Source organism: Phytohabitans kaempferiae (genome assembly GCF_042433955.1).
Classification (GTDB): domain Bacteria; phylum Actinomycetota; class Actinomycetes; order Mycobacteriales; family Micromonosporaceae; genus Phytohabitans; species Phytohabitans kaempferiae.
The window spans coordinates 12,110-31,673 of the sequence record NZ_JBHLUH010000105.1 but is presented as its reverse complement, the minus strand read 5'-3'; the positions used below and the strand labels follow the sequence as shown (position 1 = coordinate 31,673).

The following is a 19,564-nucleotide window of genomic DNA, read 5'->3' as shown; positions in this document are numbered from 1 at the left end:
CTTCTAGCGGTATTCGATGCCTTGTTCGTTCAGCACGCGGACGAACGCCTGATGCGCCACGGCGAACAGTTCGGGGCCGCTGAACCCGCCGAGGTGGCCGGCGTCGGCTAAGTGCGGCTCCAGCGAGAAGAAGCCGTCGAATCCGTCGCTGTGCAGGGCCGCGACCGTCTCCCGTACCTCACCGTCGCCCAGGCCCGCGGCCACCACTCGTCCGGTGTCCAGCCGTGCGTCCTTGACCTGGACGTACTCCAGGTAGGGCCGCAGCTTCTGGTACGCGTCCGTGTACGGCTGGAACCCACACTGCACGAAGTTGGCGGCATCCCATGCCAGTCGCAGTCTCGGTGAACCGACACTTTCCACAATGTCCAGACAGCGTTCGGGCGAGTCGCCGTAGATACCTTTCTCGTTCTCGTGCAGCAGGGTGACGTCGTGGCCCGAGACGCGGTCGGCGAGAAGCGCCATCCGCCGTAGCACCTCATCTCGGTGCTTGCCGGGATCGGTCCCGTCTGGGATGAGGAAGGAGAATAGCCGGATGTAAGGCGCCGCGAGAATCTCGGAGACACGCAGCGCTTGGTCGAAGCGGCGCAGGTGCTGGTCGAAGTCGGCTTCGATCGCGACCTTCCCGATCGGTGAGCCGATCGACGAGACCGACAAGCCCGCTTGGCGCAGCATGCTCGCCACGGTCCGTAGCTGGTCGTCTTCCAGGTCGAGCACGTTGACGTTCCAGGCGCTGCGAAACTCCAGATGCGTCAGCCCCAGCTCGGTGAGCGTGCGGCATTGCACATCCAGGTCAGCGGAGATCTCGTCAGCGAACCCGGAGAGTACCCACATCGCGCCCTCCATCGAGACGTTCCGGCGAGTGAACGGATGATTTTGTGTGCGGCAGTGCGGCGGCGAGCAGCGTGCGGGTGTATGGGTGTGCTGGAGCCGCCGCGATCTGGTCCGTCGACCCCTCTTCCACCAGCCTGCCCTTCAGGAGGACCGCGACGCGATGGGCCATGTGCCGGATGACTTCGATGTCGTGGGAGATGAACAGGTAGGCCAGACCGAGGTCGTGCTGGAGTTCGAGGAGAAGGTTCAGGATCTGCGCCTGCACGGAAAGGTCGAGTGCGCTGGTCGGCTCGTCGCAGATGACGAGTTCGGGTTCGAGGACGAGTGCACGGGCGATCGCGATTCGCTGGCGTTGCCCGCCGGAGAATTGGGCAGGGTACTTGTCTACGGCCTGATTGGACAGACCAACACGGTCGAGGACGTCGACGACACGGGCCACTGCCTCTGCGCGAGACAGCTCTCGGTGCACTCGCAGCGGCTCGGCCAGGGTGTGGCCGATGGTGCGGGAGGGGTTCAGTGAGCTGTACGGATCCTGGAAGACGACCTGCATTCGGGTGGCCAAGCGGCGACGCGCCCGTCTCGGTGTGTGGGAGATGTCGTCGCCGTCGAACATGATGCGGCCAGCGGTGGGCCGCACGAGCCCGAGGATGGCGTTGCCGAGGGTGGATTTGCCCGAACCGGACTCGCCGACGACGCCGAGCGTCTCCCCCGCTGCCAGATGGATGCTCACCTCTTCCAGTGCCTGCACGGCGCGTTGCCGGCGCCGGGCCGGATAGCACACGGTCAGGTCACGGACGTTGAGGAGCGGCGGCTCGGCCATGTGCACCTTCCTTCGTCACCTGTGTGTGATGGACGCAGCGTGTGTCATGAGTGCTGGTGGCGTCGATGAGTGGGATGGGGCTGTGGGTGCATTCCGGCCCGGCCAAGGGGCATCGGGGGTGGAAGTGGCATCCTGTCGGCCATGCGCCCGGCGCTGGCACCGCGCCGGAGATCGTCGCCAAAGGGGTTCTCGGCTGTGCGCGGCCTGGGCTGCAGGCCAGTAGAGCCGCGGTGTAGGGGTGCCGAGGCTGGTCCACGAGGTCCGCGACCGGCGCGGATTCGACGATGTGCCCGGCGTACATCACGTAGGCCCGTGTGCAGATGCCACGTATCACGCCCCAGTCGTGGCTGATGAGCAGGACTGCCATGTCGTTTTCCCGTTGGAGGGCGCGAATCAGGTCGAGGATCTCGGACTGGACGGTGACGTCGAGCGCGGTGGTTGGTTCGTCGGCGATGAGCAACTTCGGGTTTCCGGCGAGCGCGATGGCGATGGCTACCCGCTGTGCCATTCCTCCCGAGAGCTGGTGGGGGTAGCGTCGCGCCACGGCCTCGGGGTCGGACAGGCGCACCTGCCGCAGCAGGTCCAAGGTGCGTTCGCGCACTGCTCTCCTGCTGCCGCCGTTATGGCGGCGGACGAGCTCGGCGACCTGCTGGCCGACGGTGAATGTTGGATCGAGACTGCTCAGCGGTTCTTGTGAGATGAGCGCTATCCCCGTCCCGCGGTTCTTGCGCCATGCGGCGCGGGTGAGGGTGGTCAGCTCCTTGCCGTCGAAGTGGATGTGTCCGGAGACGATGCGTCCGCCAGGCGGTAGGAGGCCAAGCACCGCGCGCCCGGTAAGGGACTTGCCGCAGCCGGATTCACCGACGAGGCCCACGGTTTCACCCTTGTTGACGTGCAGGGTGGCGGACTCGATGACGGTGGCGGGGCCTGCGTTCGAGGTGATGGCGAAGGTCAGGTCGCGCAGCGACAGGATCGATCCCGGTTCGGGCTCGCTGTGGTCGTCTACCGTCTCCTGCCCGACCGCAGGTCCCTTCGCCGACCGCACGGCCGCCGGGGAGCGGGCGATACGCTCGGCGGTGATGTCGCGGATGGCGTCTCCCAGCAGGCCGAACGCCAGGATCGCCAGTCCGATCACGACGCCCGGCGGTACGAGCAGCCAAGGCTGCCGGTCGATGACGGCGGAGCCCTCGGCGACCATGCCGCCCCAGGTCGGTGTGGGGGGCTGTGCGATGAGTCCGAGATAGCTCAGCCCGGCCTGGGCCAGCAGAGCGCCGCCGGCATGGATGGCGGCCTGCACCAGGATAGGACCAGTCAGTCTCGGCAGGACCTGGCCGTGGATGATGCGCCATGTGGGAAGGCCGGCGACGCGGGCGGCGGTGACGTACAACTCGGCGCGGACGGACAAGGTCGCGGCCCGGACGACGCGAGCGACCTGGGGTGCGCCGAGGACGCCAAGTGCGACCATGGCGATGGTGTCGCTGGTTCCGAACACGGCCAGCACGACGAGCAGAATGACGAAGCCTGGAAGGGCGAGCATGATGTCGATCGCCCAGGAGGACAAACGGTCGACCCAGCCGCCGACGTACCCGGCCACCACGCCGACGCAGACGCCGAGTATCAGGAGGGTGGCCACGGCTTCGGCCACACCGATCAGGCTGATCCTCCCGCCGTACATCAGCCGCGTCAGCACGTCACGGCCGAGGTCGTCAGTGCCGAGCAGGTGATCGGCTGTCGGTCCGGTCAGGACGTTGACCAGATCGGTCGCGGCGGGATCGTATGGCGCGAGCAGTGGTGCCGCAGCGGATGCCGCAGCCACCAGGCCTAGGTAGACCAGTGATGCGAGAGCCACCGGACGCCGAAGTAGTCCACTCCAGAGGATCCGTGCCAATCCCCTCGTCGAGGTCGCCCCGCCAGGGCTGTCTGACGCGAGAGATCCCTGAACTATTGCCGTCATGATGTGCGGACCTTTGGATTGAGCCAGCCGTACGTGAGGTCGACAAGCAGGTTGACCAGGACGACCATCACGGTGAAGGTCACCGCGACGCCCTGGATCACTGGCACGTCGTGCTGCAGCGTGGCGTCCACTGCCAGCCCGCCCAGTCCCGGCATCGCGAATACCGCCTCGATGAGCACCACGCCGCCAAGCAGGTTCACAACGAGCAGGCCGATCACCGTGACCACTGGGATCGCCGCGTTCCGAAGTGCGTGCCGGAACACGACAGATACCTCCGAGGCGCCGTTCGCGCGCAGGCTGAACACGAAGTCCCGACTGAGCGTCTCCAGCATCCCGTCCCGGGTTTGCTTGGCGATAACCGCGACCGCGTGCACAGCCAACGCCACAACCGGCAGGATCAAACTTCTGGCCCATCCCGACGCCGAGGCGCTGATAGGAACGTAGCCGGTAGCCGGCAGCAGCCTCAGATGCACCGCGAACACGGTGACCAGCACGAGCGCGAACCAGAAGTTCGGGAGGGCGAACCCGGTGAGCGAGAGAACATCCACGAACCTGCCGATCGCTCCCCCGCGGACCGCGCTCATCACCCCCAGCGCGACACCGAAAACTGTCGCCAAAGCCGTGGTCACGATCGCGAGCGACAGTGTCGTGCCCATCCGGGACACGATCTGGTCGCTGACGTTCAGCCCGCTGATGGGCGATATGCCGAGATCTCCGCGGACCGCCCCTGCGAGCCAGTCTCCGTACTGCGCTATCAGCGGCCGGTCGAGGCCCAGTTGGTGTCGAAGCTGCGCATACCCCTCGGGCGTGTAGCTCTCGCCAAGGATCGTCCGTGCCGTGTCGCCCGGCGTGAGCGCAGTCAGCACGAATGTCAACAACGAGACGACGCCTAACAAGGGAACCGACATTAATAGGCGCCGAACGATCAAACGCCACATCGTAGATCGCCAACCTTTCGTTCGCGGACCGCCCTGGCGAAGACGCCCCTAGGGCTGCGGCCGCCATTCATTCGGGCAGGGCGTGGGCAGGTTCGGCGTTGACTGGACACCGGCCACGGTCGGCCGGGCGAAAAAGAACACGGGAACGAACGAAACGGGAACGAACCACGCCTGGTCGCGGAGTCTGGCGACGATCTTCTTGTCGATTTCGACTCTTGTACTCGCGTCAGCCGTGGCGGACTCGTCGTAGAGCCTCGAGATCTCCCCGTCCGAGCTCCGGAACGGGTTGAACTGCGCCCCCTCGGGCAGGAACAGCAGCGGACCCTTCAGGTACATCGTCTCGGACCCGTTGTTGATGGCGTACGCGGGGAATTTCTTGCTGGCGATGTCGGTGAAGTAGTTGTTGGCGTTGTCGCTGTTCTTGATCTCCATCCGCACGCCGACAGCGGCCAGGTCGTCTGCGATAGCCTGCGCGATCTTGACGTTGACGGAGGTGGTCGGCACCGGAAGCGTGAAGCCTGCTGGGTACCCGGCGTCCGCGAGGAGCTGCTTGGCCTTCTGCGGATCGTACGGATACACCGTCGCGTCGTTGTATCCGTCGACACCGGGAAGGACGATCTGTTCGGTCGGCAGCCCGTACTCTCCGAAGAGCCCTTTTGTGATCTTCACTCGGTCGACCGCGTAGTTCAGTGCTTGCCGGACGCGTACGTCCCCGAGTGGCCGGAGCACCTCGCCGCCTCGATCGGCGAGGGCGAGCCCCTGGAAGACCTGCGGAGAGTAGACGACCTGAAAACCCGCCGACTTGGCCGCCGCCGCGGTGTCGATGACTCCCTGGAGTATGTCGATCTGCCCGGTCTTCATCGCGCTCAGCGCCGTGTTCTGGTTGGGCAGGACTTTGATCACTACCTTGTCGTAGTGGATGTTCGCCTCGTCCCAGTATCGAGGGTTGGGCTTGTAGGTGTAGTGGTCGTTGGCCACAGTCGCGGAAGGATCAAGGACGTATGCCCCAGCGCCGGCTGTCATGGTGGCGAGCTGCTCCGGATTCTTCAACGCCTCACCGCTGATCACGCTTCCAGCCAGGTAGTGCTGTGTGAGAATCCTCGGCAGCTCCGGGTTGGGCTTCGACAGGTTGAGCCGGACGGTCGACGGGTCCACCACCTCGACGGAGGCAACCGCCGCCAGGAAGGGTGAGGTAACGGTGCCCGCGGCGCGGAAATGGTCGATGTTCGCCTTGACCGTGTCCGCGGTCAGCGTCGATCCGTCGCTGAAGGTGACGTTCGGCCGGAGCTTCATCTCGAATATCCGGTTGTCCGACCCGGCATAGTTCCACGACGTCGCCAGCCGCGGCTGAAGACTGCCGTCAGGCGCCCAGTAGATGAGCGAATCGTAGGCCAGGTTGACGTACCATGCGTACGCCCTGTTGATCTTCGCGGGATCCAGGCTGTTCGGTTGGAACTGAAAGCCGATGTTGAGGGTGGGAGCCGATCCGCTTTCCTCGTTGGTCCCATCGAGCGTGCACGCGGTGGTCAGAAGTACCGCGGCGGACATACCGACGGCCATGACGCGTCCTACGAGGGTCCTGACCGACGAGGATGTGTCTGCTCTGCTGTCGGCTCTGTTATCAGCTCTCATTTGCAGGCCTTTCTGTCAGGTAGACGGGGCGTGCCAAGTGGTCAAGGAGCTCACCTCACTCGCCCGGCGCTTCAGGGGTTGGGCCGGGAACCGCCAGGTCCCACCGGCGGGAGAAGACCGTCAGGCCGTCGACGTGGATTTCGGCGTCGGCGGACAGAGCCGCGCCGGTGATCTGCAGGGACGCGCGAACGTCGACGGTCTCGCCGCTGGTCAGCCGAGCGATGGCCGAGGCAGTGCCGCGAGCGACCGCGGCCGACGGGTTTCGACGGTTGACGCTGGCCGTCATGTCCTTGTAGATCTCGAGCAGATGCCTGCTCTCGGGCGTCGGGGCGACCATCTCATGGGCGACGCTCACCTTGACCGTGTCGTTGACGTGGTCCCGCGTCAGCGTCCACGACGGGCGTTGCAACGCCACACCGCTGCTCTCGGGAGCGGCCTGTTCGGGCGCCGGCAGGCTCACCTCCACGCTGACCGGGTCGGACACGACAGGCAGGTTGAGTTCGGCCGCAGCCACGCGCAGCCGGTGCCCGCCTTCGGCGGCGCCGGATACCGGCCAGAGCCTGGGAAAGTCCGCATCGCTCACGACGACACGCAGGCGGTTTCCCGCGGCGACCTCGTGGTAGGTCGGTGTCAGCGTCACGGTGCAGGCAGTCCCGGGATGCGCGACCTCGCCCGCCCCGATGAGGTTCGAGGACCCGCGGGGATCGACCTCGGCGAGCCGTATCGCCACTCGCGCTGGGGAGCGGCCTTTCTCCAGACGCAACGCGACTCGTGGACGGCCAGCGATCACCAGCGCGTCGGTGAGGGCCTCACTGGTGCAGGTGAGGCTGCGCATATCGTCGTCGTGCTGGTCGAGGGCACGTCCCGAACCCCCGCCTGGCGCCGTCGACAGTCCACTCAGGATCCCGACGGTGGGGTCCATGGGAGCTTCACCAATGATCCCACTCGGATCGCCCCCCGTCTCGTTGTCCGCCAATCTGACAAGGGCGGTGTTGCCAGCGGTTGCCAGCCGGACTTCGTCCTGGGTTGGCGGCCAGCTCGGAAACTGGTGCCATCTCGGCTTGTCGCCCTGCAGGTACAAGGTGACGGCCGGTTCGTCCATGACACCGTTGTCGACTCCGTTGAGCCAGTAGTCCCACCACCGCAGGCTCAGCTGGCGGAAGTTGACGGGTTCGACCGGCTGAGCATCGGGCAGGTCGTGCATCCACGGTCCGACAAGCAGCTTCTTCGGGGCGTCGATCTGTTCGTAGGCCCGAAACGTCCCCTCGAGGAAGAAGTCACGCCAGCCGCCGATGCAGAAGGCGGGAACGGTGACGTTCGAGGCCTCAATGGCGCGGAGCCGCCATTCCGGATCGCCTGGTCCTCGTCGCACGAGGTCCAGAACCCAGGGCTCCGCCGCGTGCATGCGGCTCAGCCACCGCTGCTGCTCGACTGCGGAGTGGTATTCCCGCAGCGGTGGCAGGAGCTGATACAGCAGTTGCTGCGACCCCCAGGAGGCGATGGACCCCATGCCTCGCATGCCGGATGGGTGGACGAAATCGCGTTCTGGATCGGTCATGCCGACGATCGGCATGATGGCTTTGAGCGATGGCGGTTGCCGGCTCGCGGTGCGCAACGATGTCACGGCGCCGTACGAGGGACCCCACATGCCGACATTTCCGCTGCACCACGGCTGCTTCGCCGCCCATTCGACGGCGGCCACGCCGTCGAAGGCCTCACCTGAGTCGAAGGGAGGGCGTTGCAGGCCGTCTGACGAACCACAGCCTCGGAAGTCGACCACGACGCTGGCGTAGCCGTGCCTGGCATACCAGCGGAACGTCGCGGTGTCGCGGATGCCCCACACGGCGTCCTTGCGATAGGGCAGCAGCATGACCAACGCGGGCACCGCCGCCGCGCCGACCGGTAGGAACAGGTCGGCCGAGAGCGTGACCGCCGGATCTTCGGTCGGGATGCGGACGTCTCGAAGCACGGACACGCCGTAGGGGGCGCGTCCGGACGATGCCGATACAGCTTCATGGACAGCGGACATGCTTCCTCCGTTGACTCGGCTCATCTGGCCGTACCTATCGCGCAGGGACTGCGGTACCGGTGAGGCGGTGTCGCGGCCGACAAGTCATCATTCGCCTCGTTCCGATTCGTTTGCGGGCCGTGTCATCGCAGCGAAGACCCGATTGATACGCCGCCGTCGACATCGAGGACGACACCGGTGATGTAGCCGGCCGCCGGGGAGCAGAGAAATGTCGCCGCCTCCGCGATGTCGCCAGGTTGACCGGTACGGCCCATGGGAACCTTGCCGACGAGCTTGTCCCTGGCTCGATCGTTCATGGAAGCCAGCATCGGCGTCTCGATGAGGCCAGGAGCGATGGCGTTGGAGGTGATGCCGTCCCTTGCTCCCTCCAGGGCCACGGCACGCGTGAGGCCGACGATCCCAGCTTTGGCGGCGACGTAGTTCGCTTGCCCGAAATTGCCGCGCCACGACATGGACGAGAAGAACAGGATCCTCCCGTACTGCCGAGATCGCATGACCGGGAGCACGGCCCGTACGCAATGGAAGGCGCCGGTCAGGTTGACGTCGAGCACTCGGCGCCAGTCGTCGTCGGTGATGTTTTCGACTCGGTTGTCGCGAATCACGCCCGCGTTGTTGACCATGACGTCGATGCGGCCGTACTCCTGGCACAGGTCGCGAATCCATCGATTGACATCGGTGGGCGAAGCCACGTCGAGCTGATCCGCTCGGCAGGTCGTGCCCCGACGGCGAAGATCGTCGCCAACCCTGGCTACGGACTCTGGGTTGAGGTCGGCGAGGGCGACGACAGCGCCTTCGGCAGCGAACCGCTGTGCCATCGCTCGACCGAGTCCTTGTCCTGCGCCGGTAATGGCGATGACGTGTCCGTTGAAAACGCTCATGAGGCATCAACCTCTGCTGGACCGGCATGACGGAACGCGTTGAGGTTGGACGCCATGTCCGTGGTGGCCCAGTGAGAAGCGAACGCCGCGAGTTCGGCGTCCAGGAGGGCGTCGTCGTGGCGGCGCGCCTGATGGAGCAGTGTCTTGACGACACGTTGGGCTCCGGCGTGAACGCCCGCCAGGCGTGCCGCCACGTCATCGACTCCCTCGTCAAACCCCTCGTGTGGTATGACCGCGTGCACGAGGCCGCTCGGCAGCAACTGCTCGGCGGGGACGAGTTCTCCCGTCAGGAGCAGCCAGCGTGCCAGCGGCTCCCCGACAAGTCGCGGCAACCGGAGGCTGGAACCGCCGCCAGGCACCAGTCCGTTGCGCACGTGCCCGTCGCCGATCAGAGTTCCGGTTTGAGCGACTACGACATCGCAGACCAGGGCCAGTTCGAGGCCCCCGGCTACGGCGTGACCGTGGACGGCGGCGACGACCGGTTTGGGGCTGTGCGCGATGGCCGTGAAGATGTCGCTGACCGTCCGCAGAAATGTCAGCGGGTCACGGCCCAATCGAGCACAGTCGTGCAGGTAGCCGAGGTCAGCACCGGCGCAGAAGGAAGGTCCGTTACCGGCGATGACGATGACCCTGACCCGCTCGTCGTCGACAGCGTCCCGCACCGCAGCACCGAGTGCGCCGACGAGTGCCGGGTTGAGCGCGTTGCGCTTGGCCGGCCGGTTGAGCCGCAGCCACGCCCGGTTCGATCGCCGCTCGACAGTCAGCGGCGGGCCTCCCCTGTCGACCGTGGTCATCCGTTCACCTCGGCGAGTTCGGCACGGCGCTGGTCCCGTAGGACGTTGCGGCGAAGCTTTCCGCTGAGCGTCTTGGGTAGGTCGGGTACGAAGTGGACTGTGCGTGGATGTGCATGAGCCCCGTAGCCGTCCTTCACCCACTGTTGAAGCTCAGTGGCAAGGTCCGGGCTCGGATCCGTGCCGCCGGCGAGGACGACATACGCTTCGATGACCTCGCCGCGCATTCGGTCGGGTGCGGCGATCACGGCGCATTCGGCGACAGCTGAGTGGCTGGACAGCACCGACTCGACGTCGAACGGGCCGATGCGGTAGCCGGCCATGATGATGACGTCGTCGTCGCGGGCGTGGAAGCGGAAGTAGCCGTCGTCGTCGCAGCTTCCTGTGTCGCCGGTAAGGTACCAGCGGCCGTCCGCGGTGAACTTCTCCGCTGTCTTGTCGGGTTCGTCCAGGTAGCCGGTAAACCACGCCATCGGGCTGTCGGCGAGGTTGAAGGCGATGCGACCGACCGTTCCAGGTGGGGCTGGCTGGTCCCGGTCCTCGTACAGAACCGCGGCGGACCAGCCGGGCGCCGGATGACCCATCGATCCAGGCCGCAGCGGCCTAGCGAGGTCCGCATGGTGGTGGTTACACAGCAGCATCCCGGCCTCGGTCTGTCCGAAGTGGTCATGAACCGGGACGCCGATCGCGTCAGGTGCCCACTGGTTGACCTCCGGCGTAAGCGGTTCGCCGGCGCTCGACGCCCGCCGCAACGCCAGCCGAGGCCGCTCCGGGATGGTGGGCAGGCCGCGCAGGGCCCGGTAGATCGTTGGAGCGGCGGCGAAGTTGGTGATCCCAAACCTCGCCAGGACGGACCAGGTGGTGGCGGGGTTGAACTGCGGCCGGACAACCAACGAGCGACGCCCTGCGGCCAGCGGGCCGGCCAGCGCGACGTAGAGGCCGTAGGTCCAGCCCGGGTCGGCGGCGCACCAGAACACGTCATCGTCCGTGACGTCGAGCCCGTACTCCAGATATGTCTGCCAGGTCGCCAGCGCCTTGACTGGTATCGCGACCGCTTTGGGACGGCCGGTCGTGCCCGAGGTGTAGATCTGCACCATCGGCGCGTCCCCGCCGACCGCCGCGGTCGGATCCGCGGAGTTGGCGAACGTAGCGAGCTCAGCGAAGTCCAGGTCCGCAGGGTCCAAGGCGTCGTCCGCGTCCCGGATGACGACGACGTGGGACGGGTAGGCACCAGTGATGCCGCGTCCCTGTGTGAGCTTCGGTCGTTGCCTGGTGTCGCACACCACCACCTTCGCGCGGCTGGCCGCCAACCGCTCCGCGATGGCCGCCGGCGCGAACGCTGTGAACAGCGGCACGTGCACGGCCCCGAGGCGCCAGATCGCCATCACCGTAACCAGGTACGGTCGGCTTTTCCCTGCCAGCGTCGCCACCCGGTCACCGGGCCCGACCCCGAGTCGGGCGAGGCTGCCCGCCACCGCCGTCGACTCGGCCCGCAGCTGCCCGTAGGTGAGATCTTCGCTGGTCAGGTCATCATTGATTACCGTGAAAGCCCGGGCGGTGGGATCGTGCCGATCACACAGGATCTGCGCGGCGCAGGCGCCGGCGGCCTGATAGTCGGCGAGCAGATCAAGCGATCGCCGCAGCGGCGTGGACACCGTCGACCTCCTGAGGGCTAGCGCTGCCATCTCTTGATGGCCGTGTTGGTGGCGGGTCGCAGAATGCGAACCCGAGGTGGGAACGAAGCCGTCGTCGACGGCAATCACGGCGTTGTCTGGTACATCGCCGGTCCTGCACGCGTGACCGCGTCTGCCCGCAGCCGTCGCCAGGTCCTACCTGGGCAAGGTCGCTCGCCCCCTGTGCCTCGGATCGCCCGTCGGGGACGCCGCCGGCGGCTGCCGTCGCACGTCCGGTGCTTCAACCGGTCGCGGGCACGTTCCAGGCGCCGCTGGTCGACGCCACCGGTTCGTGCTGTCTCTGAAGGTTTGAGCGTCAAGGGCCACGGCCACCGCGTGCGGGCCACGCGACGGCACGTCTTCGACAATCTCGCCAAGAGCCACGATCGCCTCCACTGTGCGCCAGTCGTCAGTCCCTCCGCGTTCGGCGTGGGACGGGTCAGGGGCGCCTGTCTTACCTGCTCCCGCCCTCGTCACGGCGAGTTAGCTCACAGGAAACACCGACGACACACACTTGTCAACCCCTCCTATCGGAGCAGTTTGATTACAAGCCGCAACCACGACGGCACGCGGGAGCGTGGTGTCAGCGCAAGCGAATGAACCCGGCCTCGCCGGGTCCACCATCCTGGTCACGTTGTCGCACGGCGACTATAGAACGTTGGCCCACGAAGCAAGCTCTGGCGATGTCTGACGAAGAGACACCAGAATTGACCCACTTGCGATTACGTAGAGTAGTCGCCGAGCGCGAAGAGGGTTCCGGGCGCCGTGCTACGCGCTTGACCGCACGACCAGCGACAGTCGCAAGGTCGTCTGGTGAACGCTTCGCCCCGGCGTGGCGAGTTGGCCAAGCAAAATCTGCGCGGCCAGCTCACCGGACTCCTCCAGCGGCTGCCGAACGGTCGTCAATCCCAGTGGCTCGGCGACATCGGCGTCGTCGAACCCGACGACCGCGAGTTCCTCCGGCACTCGAAGTCCTCGGTCGCGTGCGGCCATCAGGACCCCCGAGGCCAGGATGTCGTCATGCGCGAAGATCGCCGTCGGCCGGACGGGCAGGTTGAGCAGCTCGTGCGCCGCGCGGCGCCCGCCTTCGACCATGTACGACACATGCCGCACATGGCTGTCGGGAAGGTCGAGCCCGGCGCCGGCCAACGTCTTCCGAAACGCCTCCAACCGCGCTTCCGGTCGTAGATGGCCACGCTGCCCCCGCTTCTCCTCACTGACGAACGCGAACCGCTCATGGCCGCGTTCGAGAAGGTACTCCGCGACAAGCCGGCCGCCTTCACCGTCGTCAATGGCCACGCTGCTGAACAGCGAGTGCTGGGTATCAACCAGAACGGTAGGCAGCTGCTGCGTGACCAGCCGCTGGGCGACCACGTCATCCACCGGCAAAGACATGATGATCAGGCCATCGAGCCGACGCGTCAACGGGATCATGGCCAGCGTAGGCGAGGTTACCGCGGCCGACTCCTGGTCGTAGACGACGATCTCCCACGAGCTGTCCCGCGTAGCGCGAAGAACGCCGTTCAGCCGACGCCCAAAAGAGGGATACGACGTCAGCGGGGCCATCACGCCAAGCCGTCCAACGCCACGACGAGCGCGCGTCACGGCCTCGGTCTTCGGCACGAACCCGATCTCGTCGGCGACCTGCAGAATGCGCTGCAACGTGCTCGGCTTGACTCGGCCCGGATTGTTGAGCGCGAGCGACACGGTCGAGGGACTGACCTCCGCGAGTTTCGCGACGTCATAGATCGTTGCCACCAAGCCACCCGTTCGATCGGAGGAGTTCGACGCTCTCTCGACTATACGACCGTCGCTGCCCGACCCGACATGGCCAGCGCCACGCCCACGTTCTATACCACACCGAGCGCACCCCGGCGGTCAGGCGACTCGGAAGGTGCCGGCGGCCACCTCAGCCTGGAGGCACATCGAAACGCGCGACCGCGTAAGGCGCGAAGGCCACTTTCACGCCAGTCGAACCCCGGGCATCGCCAAACTCCACCCTCGAGCCACCATCTGCGTCAGGCGAACGGCAGACCCTGAAGGTCGACCGGTTGGCGGGTGCGCGCCGACTGGTAGATGGCGCTGATCACGCCGACACTGCGAATGCTGTCCGCGACCGTGACCAAGGGCTCACGGCGGTCCCGCACCGCAGCCACGAAGTCCCGGTACTGGGCGGCGTGCGCAGCGGCTTCCAGCGCGGCTGGATCCGCCGCTGTGGACCGTGCCGGTGTGGGATCGAGGGACGGCGGGCCAGGCTGGTTCCCGTTCAGGTAGAGGTAGCTCAGCTCATTGTTGTCGATGGCGGCGGAGCCGCGGTCGCCGTGGATCTGGAGCCTCGCGGTAAGGCCCGGGTGAGCGGCGGTGGTGCAGTGGATGGTACCGAGGGCTCCGCTGGCGAACCGGATGGCGGCGGCGGCCGTATCCTCGACCTCGATTCGCTCGTGGGCGAGCAAGTCAACGTACGCGAACAGTTCGACCGGTGTGCCGAGCATCCACAGCAGCAGGTCGATGGTGTGGATGCCCTGATTCATCACGGCGCCGCCGCCGTCGAGCGCCCAGGTGCCCCGCCAGCCGGCGGAGTCGTAGTAGGACTGGTCGCGCCACCAGGCGACGCTGGCGACACCTGAGGTGAGCCGCCCGAGCCGTCCACCGCGAATGGCCTCGTGGACGGCCTGGCTGGCGGGATCGAAGCGGTGCTGGCTGATGACGGTCAGCGTCCGTCCGGTCTGCCGCTGTACGGCGGCTACTCGCCGGGCCGCATCGACGGTGACGTCCAGCGGCTTTTCCACCACGGCGTGCTTGCCTGACCGCATCGCCACAATGGCCAGGTCGGCGTGAGTGCCGCTGGGCGTGCAGACGGCGACGGCGTCGATGTCGTCGCGGTTGAGCGCGTCGGCGACAGAGTCGGTGGCCTTCACGTCGTACCGCTGTGCGAGGGCCTCGGCGTGGCGGAGGTCCTCGTCTACGGCCAGGACGAACCGCGCGTGCGGGGCGAGCGACGCGATGGCGGCAGCGTGGACCCGGCCGATGACCCCGCATCCGACGACGGCGAAGCGTAGCGCTGGCATGCTCTCCCCTACCGGTACGCGATCGCTTGCTCGTGGAGGATGTCCACGAGCGCTCGGTGGGCGGTGGCGAACAGCTCCGGCCCGCTGAACCCGCCGAGGTCGTGGCCTTCGGCCAGGTGCGGCTCCAGGGAGAAGAACCCGTCGAACCCATCGGCGTGCAGAGCCGCGAGCGTGTCGCGCAGCTCGCCGTCCCCGGCCCCCGCCGGGACCACCGCTCCGCTCGTCAGCAACGCGTCCTTGACCTGCACGTACTCAAGGTACGGGCGGAGCTGGCGGTAGCCGTCGGTGTACGGGCGAAAGCCGCACTGGACGTAGTTGGCCGGATCCCAGGCGAGCCGCAGCCGCGGTGAGCCGACGCTCTCGACGAGGTCGCGGCAGCGTTCTGGCGAGTCGCCGTAGACGCCCTTCTCGTTCTCGTGGAGCAGAACGACATCGTGGCCGTCGGCGCGTGCGGCGAGTGCGGTCATCCGCCGCAGTACCTCGTCGCGGTGGTCACGGGCCGTGGAACCGGCCGGCATGAGGAAGGAGAAGACGCGGATGTACGGCGCCGCCAGCACCTTGGCGACGTACAGTGCCCGGTCGAACCGCCGCAGGTGCTCATCGAGGTCGGCGTCGATGGGGACTTTGCCGATGGGCGAGCCGATTGACGATACGGCGAGCCCGTACCGCGGCAACATCGCGGCCACGAGGTCGAGTTGGTCGTCGTCGAGGTCCAGCACGTTGACGTCCCAGGCGCTGCGGAACTCGAGGTGCGTCAGCCCGAGGCTCGCCAGCGTGCGGCATTGCGTTTGCAGGTCTGCCGAGATTTCGTCCGAGAACCCTGAAAGCGTCCACATCGGATAGACACTCCTCACGCGATCGTCGCGGACCCGGTATGGGTGACCCTGCCGTGCCCGCGCAGGTCCGGGCAGATCCAGCGCCGTCGCGGGATGCCTTCGGTGGCCGTTCGTAGCCAGTACTCCCGGGTGCAGCGGCCTCCGTGCAGGGCCACGACCGGTGTGCCGGTGGGGTTGCCGTATTCGGTCGTGGACAGGATTGCGTCGCTCACATACGTCCTTCCGCGCTGGCGCCGGTGGTTGGCGCTGGCGTATCGGCAGTGGTGTGGTCTGGGTACAGGTGGCAGGCGGCCTGCGTAGCCCCGGCCGATCGGGGGGCGGGTCGCTGGCTCGCGCAGATGGCCATGACGGAGGGACAACGGCTGGCGAAGGGGCAGCCGGTGTGCTGGTCGGGCGTGGTGGACGGCCGTGTGCCCAGACGGCCGCGGGCGGCGCGGCGAGCCGCCTGGTGACGCGGGTCGGCTACCGGCGTCGCGGCCAGGAGCGTGCGGGTGTAGGGGTGGGCGGGATGGTCGGCGACAGCGTCGACTGCTCCGTACTCGACCAGGTGGCCGTGCAGGAGAACGGCGACGTTGTGGGACAGGTGGCGGATGACTCCGATGTCGTGGGAGATGAACAGGTACCCGACGTTGAGCTTGTCCTGCAGGTCCTGCAGGAGGTTGAGGACCTGAGCCTGGACGGACAGGTCGAGGCTGCTGGTGGGCTCGTCGCAGATGATCAGTTCTGGCTCCAGGACCAGGGCCCGGGCGATGGCGATGCGCTGGCGCTGACCACCGGAAAACTGGCCCGGGTAGCGGCCGGCGGCGTCGGCGTTGAGGCCGACGCGTTCGAGCAGGTCACCGACGCGCGCGGCGGCCTCGGCGCGGCTGGTGCCGCCGTGCGCGCGCAGCGGGTCGGTGAGGGTCTGGCCGATCGTGCGGGACGGATTGAGCGAGCTGTACGGGTCCTGGAAGACCACCTGTAGGTGCCGGCTGAGGTCGCGCCGTCGTGCGGCGGTGGCGTGAGCGATGTCCTGCCCCCGGAAGAGGATCTGTCCACTGGTGACGGCGGTGAGGCCGAGCACCGCGTTGCCGATGGTGGACTTGCCGGAGCCGGATTCGCCGACCAGGCCGAGCGTCTGGCCGGCCGCCAGGGTCAGGCTCACCTGGTCCACCGCGCGCAGCGCGCGTCGCCTGCGGCCGGTGCCGGCGCGGTAGTCGACGGTGAGGTCAAGCAGTTCCAGCAGCGGTTGCGGTGCGGTCACGGTCACCTCCCTTGTTGACCTGCTCGTGATGCAGGCAGCGGGTCAGATGGCCCTGCTGCGGTTCGGCGAACGCCACCGGGGCGGCGGTGCATTCGGCGGTCGCGTACGGGCAGCGGGGAGCGAACCGGCAGCCGTCCGGCCACCGGCCAGGGCTGGGCACGGTGCCGGGGATCGCCGGCAGCCGGTGTCCCCTGTGGTCCGGCTGTGGTGTGGAGTCGAGAAGGCCGGCGGTGTAGGGGTGTTTGGGGTGGTCGAACATGCGCTCCGTGGTGGTGGCCTCGACCGCCTGGCCGGCGTACATGACGTAGGTGCGCCGGCAGATGTCCGCGACCACACCCCAGTCGTGGGTGACCAGCAGGATCGCCATGCCAGTCTCCCGCTGGAGGCGGCGGAGCAGGTCCAGGATCTCCGCCTGTACGGTCACGTCCAGCGCGGTGGTCGGCTCGTCGGCGATGAGCAGCCGGGGCCGTCCGGCGAGGGCCGCCGCGATGGCGACCCGCTGCGCCATTCCTCCGGACAACTCGTGCGGGTACCGCCGCGCCACCTGCTCTGGATTGGGCAGGTTGACGGTGGCGAGCAGTTCGTGGACCCGTTTCCGTACGGCGGCTCGGGGTAGCCGGCGGTCGTAGCAGCGGACAAGTTCGGCCAGTTGCCGGCCCACCGGGTAGACGGGGTCGAGGCTGGCGATCGGCTCCTGCGACACCAGAGCGATCTGGCGCCCGCGCAGCCGCCGCAATGCCCGCCTGCCCAGGGTGGTCAGGTCGATGTCGTCGAAGACCACTCGACCGGTGCTCAACCGGCCGCCTTCCGGCAGCAGCCCCAGGATCGCGCGGCCGGTCATCGACTTTCCGCATCCCGACTCACCAACCAGGCCGACCGTCTCGCCAGGGGCGATGTCCAGGTCGAGGCCCTGCACAACGATGGCCGGGCCGTCGGCGGTGGGCAGCTCCACCGACACCCCGCGAAGCGACAGCAGGGCGGACCGGGACGCCTCGGCCCCGCCGTCGCTGACCGCTGGTGCCACCCGACGCGGACGGCGGACGGCTGGCCGCAGCGACCGGTCCGCGGTGGCATCCCGGACCGCGTCGCCGACCAGCCCGAAGGCGAGGATGGCAAGCCCGATCACCACACCGGGCGGCACCAGCAACCACGGCTGCTGGTCGATGACGACGGACGCCTCGGCGACCATCCCGCCCCATGTGGGGGTGGGGGGCTGCACCCCGAGTCCGAGGTAGCTCAGCCCACTCTGGGCCAGCAGCGCACCCCCGGCGAACAGCGACGTGCGCACGATGATCGGGCCGGCCACCCGCGGGAGGATGTGCTTGACGATGATCTGCCGGGGCGGCAGCCCCGCGACGCGGGCGGCCGCCACGTACAGCTCGTGCCGCACGGCGAGGGTGGCTCCCCGGACCACGCGGGCGAATCCGGGCGAGGCGAGCACACCGAGCGTGATCATGGCGGCGGCCTGGTTGCTGCCGAAGATGGCAAGTACGACCAGCAGCATCACCAGTGTGGGGATGGCCAGCGCGATGTCGACGATCGAGCTGATCAGCCGGTCCAACCATCCGCCGAGGAAGCCGGACAGGAGCCCGAGCGGCACCCCGATGGCCAGCACGGTCACCACGGCCTGCGCGACGCCGAGCAGGCTCACCTGCCCCCCGTACATCAACCGGCTCAGCACGTCTCTGCCGAGCGTGTCGGTGCCCAGCAGATGGCCGGCGCTCGGCCCGGCGAGCACATGGTTGAGGTCGGTGGCGGTCGGATCGTACGGCGCGAACAGCGGTGCCGCCACGGCCGCGGCGAGCGCGACGACAAGGTAGCCGAGCGAGGCGACCGCCACCGGTCGACGCAGCACCGTCTGCCACGGTCGCCGCGGCCGCCGGCCGACCGGCCCAGTTCCCGAAGTCGTGGTCATGCGACACGCACCCTGGGGTTGAGCCAACCGTAGGCGAGATCCACCACGAGGTTCACGACGACGACGAAGAGCGTGTACGTCAGAGCCACACCTTGCAGCGTCAACAGGTCGTGCTGGGTCGTTGCCTGGATCGCCAGTCCACCAAGCCCGGGCATGGCGAACACGGCCTCGATCAGCACCGTGCCCTCCAACAGGCCGACGAACAGCAGCCCGGCGACGGTCAGGATCGGGATCGAGGCATTCCGCAACCCGTGCCGGAAGATGATCGACGTCTCCGAGACGCCCCGAGCGCGCAGCGCGTGCACGAACTCGCGAGACATGACCTCACGCATCGCGTCCCGCGTCTGCTTGGCGAGCGAGGCGACGATACCGCTGGTCAACGCGACCACCGGCAGCACCAGGCTGCGCGCCCACGCCTCGGGCGACTGCTGGATCGGTACATACCCGGTGGCGGGCAGCAGCCGGATCGCGACCGCGAACAGGGTGACGAGTACCAGCCCGAGCCAGAAGCTCGGCAGGGCGTGCCCGAGCAGCGACACGACATCCACCAGCCGGCCGAGGAAGCCGCCGCGGATCGCGCTGACCACGCCCAGGCCGACACCGATCAGTACCGCCACCAGCGAGGTCGCCACCGCCAGGGAGACGGTGACCCCGAGCCGGTTCGCCACCTCCGAGCTCACCTCCAGCCCGCTGATCGGCGAGGTGCCCAGGTCGCCGCGCACTGCACCGGTCAGCCAGTCCCAGTACTGCACCAGCACCGGACGGTCCAGGCCCAACTGGTGACGCAACTGCTCGTACGCCTCGGGTGTGTAGTTCTCGCCCAGGATCGTCCGGGCCGTATCGCCCGGTGCCGCCGCCTGAAGCAGGAACGTCAACAAGGTGACGACCAGAATTAGAGGTATTGACACCAGTAGCCGGCGAATGACAAGTCGCGCCACGTGAGTTCCTCGCTCTCC

General features: G+C 67.5%; 16 protein-coding genes. All 16 read right to left on the bottom strand.

Annotated elements, in window-relative coordinates:
• Positions 1-3: 3 nt before the first annotated feature.
• On the bottom strand, positions 4-843 hold the full coding sequence (locus ACFFIA_RS42195; RefSeq protein ID WP_377262843.1) for a sugar phosphate isomerase/epimerase family protein: 840 nt from the start codon (positions 841-843) through the stop codon (positions 4-6).
• Positions 806-1,651: an ATP-binding cassette domain-containing protein gene (locus tag ACFFIA_RS42190; RefSeq protein WP_377262840.1), complete on the bottom strand. Its 846-nt coding sequence runs from the start codon at positions 1,649-1,651 to the stop codon at positions 806-808. Before ACFFIA_RS42190 ends, ACFFIA_RS42195 begins: the two co-directional genes overlap by 38 nt.
• Entirely contained in the window at positions 1,620-3,605 is a 1,986-nt protein-coding gene (locus ACFFIA_RS42185; RefSeq protein ID WP_377262837.1) for a dipeptide/oligopeptide/nickel ABC transporter permease/ATP-binding protein, read from the bottom strand. Before ACFFIA_RS42185 ends, ACFFIA_RS42190 begins: the two co-directional genes overlap by 32 nt.
• Positions 3,602-4,543, bottom strand: coding sequence for an ABC transporter permease (locus ACFFIA_RS42180; protein ID WP_377262834.1), 942 nt, complete (start codon positions 4,541-4,543; stop codon positions 3,602-3,604). Before ACFFIA_RS42180 ends, ACFFIA_RS42185 begins: the two co-directional genes overlap by 4 nt.
• A 48-nt stretch (positions 4,544-4,591) precedes the next feature.
• Positions 4,592-6,103: an ABC transporter substrate-binding protein gene (locus ACFFIA_RS42175; protein WP_377262831.1), complete on the bottom strand. Its 1,512-nt coding sequence runs from the start codon at positions 6,101-6,103 to the stop codon at positions 4,592-4,594.
• Positions 6,104-6,230: 127 nt separating this feature from the next.
• Positions 6,231-8,204: a CocE/NonD family hydrolase gene (locus tag ACFFIA_RS42170; RefSeq protein WP_377262828.1), complete on the bottom strand. Its 1,974-nt coding sequence runs from the start codon at positions 8,202-8,204 to the stop codon at positions 6,231-6,233.
• A gap of 122 nt (positions 8,205-8,326) precedes the next feature.
• Positions 8,327-9,082 carry an SDR family NAD(P)-dependent oxidoreductase gene (locus ACFFIA_RS42165; RefSeq protein ID WP_377262825.1) on the bottom strand — a complete coding sequence of 252 codons (756 nt, stop codon included), beginning with the start codon at positions 9,080-9,082 and terminating at the stop codon, positions 8,327-8,329.
• Positions 9,079-9,876 (bottom strand): enoyl-CoA hydratase/isomerase family protein, encoded by a 798-nt coding sequence (locus tag ACFFIA_RS42160; RefSeq protein ID WP_377262822.1) that lies wholly within the window; start codon positions 9,874-9,876, stop codon positions 9,079-9,081. The genes ACFFIA_RS42165 and ACFFIA_RS42160 overlap by 4 nt, the downstream gene beginning before the upstream one ends.
• Positions 9,873-11,528 carry an AMP-binding protein gene (locus tag ACFFIA_RS42155; RefSeq protein ID WP_377262819.1) on the bottom strand — a complete coding sequence of 552 codons (1,656 nt, stop codon included), beginning with the start codon at positions 11,526-11,528 and terminating at the stop codon, positions 9,873-9,875. Before ACFFIA_RS42155 ends, ACFFIA_RS42160 begins: the two co-directional genes overlap by 4 nt.
• A gap of 786 nt (positions 11,529-12,314) precedes the next feature.
• Positions 12,315-13,304 (bottom strand): LacI family DNA-binding transcriptional regulator, encoded by a 990-nt coding sequence (locus ACFFIA_RS42150; RefSeq protein WP_377262816.1) that lies wholly within the window; start codon positions 13,302-13,304, stop codon positions 12,315-12,317.
• A gap of 260 nt (positions 13,305-13,564) precedes the next feature.
• Positions 13,565-14,614, bottom strand: coding sequence for a Gfo/Idh/MocA family protein (locus tag ACFFIA_RS42145; RefSeq protein ID WP_377262813.1), 1,050 nt, complete (start codon positions 14,612-14,614; stop codon positions 13,565-13,567).
• Between the two features lie 8 nt (positions 14,615-14,622).
• Positions 14,623-15,450: a sugar phosphate isomerase/epimerase family protein gene (locus tag ACFFIA_RS42140; RefSeq protein WP_377262810.1), complete on the bottom strand. Its 828-nt coding sequence runs from the start codon at positions 15,448-15,450 to the stop codon at positions 14,623-14,625.
• A 14-nt stretch (positions 15,451-15,464) separates the two neighbouring features.
• Positions 15,465-15,662, bottom strand: a complete 198-nt coding sequence (locus ACFFIA_RS42135) for an alpha/beta fold hydrolase (RefSeq protein ID WP_377262807.1) — start codon at positions 15,660-15,662, stop codon at positions 15,465-15,467.
• Positions 15,659-16,693, bottom strand: a complete 1,035-nt coding sequence (locus tag ACFFIA_RS42130) for an ABC transporter ATP-binding protein (protein ID WP_377262804.1) — start codon at positions 16,691-16,693, stop codon at positions 15,659-15,661. Before ACFFIA_RS42130 ends, ACFFIA_RS42135 begins: the two co-directional genes overlap by 4 nt.
• Complete coding sequence (locus tag ACFFIA_RS42125; protein WP_377262801.1) at positions 16,659-18,608, bottom strand: dipeptide/oligopeptide/nickel ABC transporter permease/ATP-binding protein; 1,950 nt, start codon at positions 18,606-18,608, stop codon at positions 16,659-16,661. The genes ACFFIA_RS42130 and ACFFIA_RS42125 overlap by 35 nt, the downstream gene beginning before the upstream one ends.
• Entirely contained in the window at positions 18,605-19,546 is a 942-nt protein-coding gene (locus tag ACFFIA_RS42120) for an ABC transporter permease (protein WP_377262799.1), read from the bottom strand. The genes ACFFIA_RS42125 and ACFFIA_RS42120 overlap by 4 nt, the downstream gene beginning before the upstream one ends.
• Between the last annotated feature and the right edge of the window lie 18 nt (positions 19,547-19,564).